4 protein-coding genes are annotated in these 2,136 nt (G+C 56.4%); all 4 read left to right on the plus strand.

What is annotated here, in order from left to right:
• Window positions 1-346, plus strand: a 346-nt coding sequence (locus SMC5_RS02820; RefSeq protein WP_207799003.1) for a signal peptidase II, incomplete at its 5' end; no start/stop codon positions are given.
• On the plus strand, window positions 339-1,049 hold the full coding sequence (locus SMC5_RS02825) for an RluA family pseudouridine synthase (protein WP_119087587.1): 711 nt from the start codon (window positions 339-341) through the stop codon (window positions 1,047-1,049). The genes SMC5_RS02820 and SMC5_RS02825, both read left to right, overlap by 8 nt.
• A gap of 2 nt (window positions 1,050-1,051) precedes the next feature.
• Window positions 1,052-1,504, plus strand: coding sequence for an SsrA-binding protein (gene smpB / locus SMC5_RS02830; protein WP_119087586.1), 453 nt, complete (start codon window positions 1,052-1,054; stop codon window positions 1,502-1,504).
• Window positions 1,501-2,136, plus strand: a 636-nt coding sequence (locus tag SMC5_RS02835; protein ID WP_133299149.1) for an SH3 domain-containing protein, incomplete at its 3' end; no start/stop codon positions are given. The genes smpB and SMC5_RS02835, both read left to right, overlap by 4 nt.

The following is a 2,136-nucleotide window of genomic DNA, read 5'->3' on the forward strand; positions in this document are numbered from 1 at the left end:
AGGTCCGGTGGGGCTTGTCCTGACGATGAATAAGGGAGTCGCGTTCGGACTCTTTGGAGGGCGGCAGTGGGTCGTGCCAGTGAATGCAGTGCTCGGCCTTGGTGTCTGCGTTGCGGCTATCGTAGCATTGCACCGTGGGGATCGAGGACTGGCTCATGGCTTCCTTCTCGTCTTTGCAGGGTTTGCAGGCAATTTCATCGATCGTGTCGTGGCGGGGCAGGTAACCGACTTCTTGTGGGTGCGCGGCTGGTCCGTGTTTAACGTGGCCGACTGTCTCGTGACTACCGGTGCAATATTATGCGGTCTCGCACTTCTCTTTCCGCACCAATGGGGCTTTCATGCATGAGTTGAGACTGGGGTCGGTCGTGGTGCCGGTTCTGTATATCGATGACGATATCATTGCGGTGAACAAGCCGGCTGGATTGCCTGTTTTCACGGCACCGGGGAAGGTGGCCGGGACGCTGACCGAAGTGGCCCTGGCAAGTGGAGTCACGCTCTATGATGGAGAGGGTGTCGAGTTGCCGGGGGTCGTGCATCGGCTCGACAAGGACACGAGTGGCGTGATGGTTCTGGCCCGTTCTCAAGCCGGGTGGAGCTACTTCAAGCGACAACTGGGCAACCATGACGCCCAGAAACAATATCTGGCGTTGGTTTGGGGGACATTTGCGGAAAAGAGTGGTCGAATCGATGTGCCTATTGGGGCAGTCCATTCTCGAGGGCTCCTGCTGCGTCAGGCCGATAGTTCAGGTCGGCCTTCTACGACTGACTTCGAAGTCATCCAGCATTTTGGCGACCAGGCATCTCTCCTTCGGATACGCATCGAGACAGGGAGGACGCATCAAATCCGTGTTCACTGCTCGTACATTGGACATCCTGTGCTCGGAGACTATACTTATGGCTACAGGAAGCAGCGGAACGTCGTGATAGAGCGGCAGATGCTTCATGCATTTGCGCTCTCGTTTGTAGCGCCGCGTTCGGAAGCCCAGGTTCGCGTGGTGGCGCCACTTCCTCAGGATTTCATCTCTGTACTTGGAGTGCTTGCGCGGTAGACATGGACAACAAACCCGGAGTGGTCGTCGCCAATAAGCGGATCCAGCACAACTTCAAGACGTTTGAGCGCCTGGAGGCTGGCATAGAACTGCGTGGTTGGGAAGTCAAGGCCGTACGTTCACGGACATTCGCTTTTGGAGACTCGTACTGCCGATTTTACGGCCGGGAGCTCTACCTCGTGCAGATGTCCGTGGGCCCCTATGCATTTGCGCACACAACCGACGAGGAGCTCAAACGTCGCAGAAGACTCCTTGTCCACAGGCGCGAACTTATCAGGATTGCATCTCTCATCAGTCAACAGGGTCTTACCGTCGTGCCCGCATCACTTTCTTTTTCGGAAGGCGGGTTCGTCAAGGTCGACTTGGCTGTCGGCAAATTCCTGGCAACCAAGGGGTCTCGTGAGACTTCCGAGAGACGACGAGTGGAGCGTGAGATAAGGGGGTACATGCGTTGAACAAGAAGATGATCGCTCTATTCATCGTCGTGGCTCTTTTCACCGGCGCCATTGTCGGAACGACACGGGGAGACACGACAGCGGCCGTCACGATTCCGGACCAGGCCAACATCCGGTTGGGAGCTGGTACGACGTTCAGCGTGATTCGGGTTGCACACAAGGGAGAAAAATACGAGGTTGTCGGCTCTTCCAAAGACACTTCGGGGCGGACGTGGTACAAGATACGGGTAGGCGCTTCGTTTGGATTCGTGGCAGGCTGGCTCGTCACCTACGCTCCGGCCACCACGTCGCCGGTCAGCCCGGCGGTTTCGAAACCAACGCCTGCAAAGGTGGAACCGAATGTATCTGCTCAGTCCTCTTCCACTCGCTATGCGGTCGTCGTGGAAGATGGCACTTCACTGCGAAGTGGTGCAGGGACAGTCTTCGCACGCCTGACGACCATGAAGTCACGTACGTCCTTGCGCATTCTGTCAGAGTCCAAAGACACCAGTGACAAGATCTGGTACAAGGTGGACTGTTCATCTCTCAAGATCAAACAAACCAGTGGCTACATCGCGTCGTGGGTAGTGAAAGTCCAGACAGTTCAGGTTTCTGGGTCCAATCAGGCGACATTCACGACAGCGTCTCTTCTG

This window comes from Candidatus Cryosericum odellii (assembly GCF_003570935.1).
Taxonomy (GTDB): Bacteria; Caldisericota; Caldisericia; order Cryosericales; family Cryosericaceae; genus Cryosericum; species Cryosericum odellii.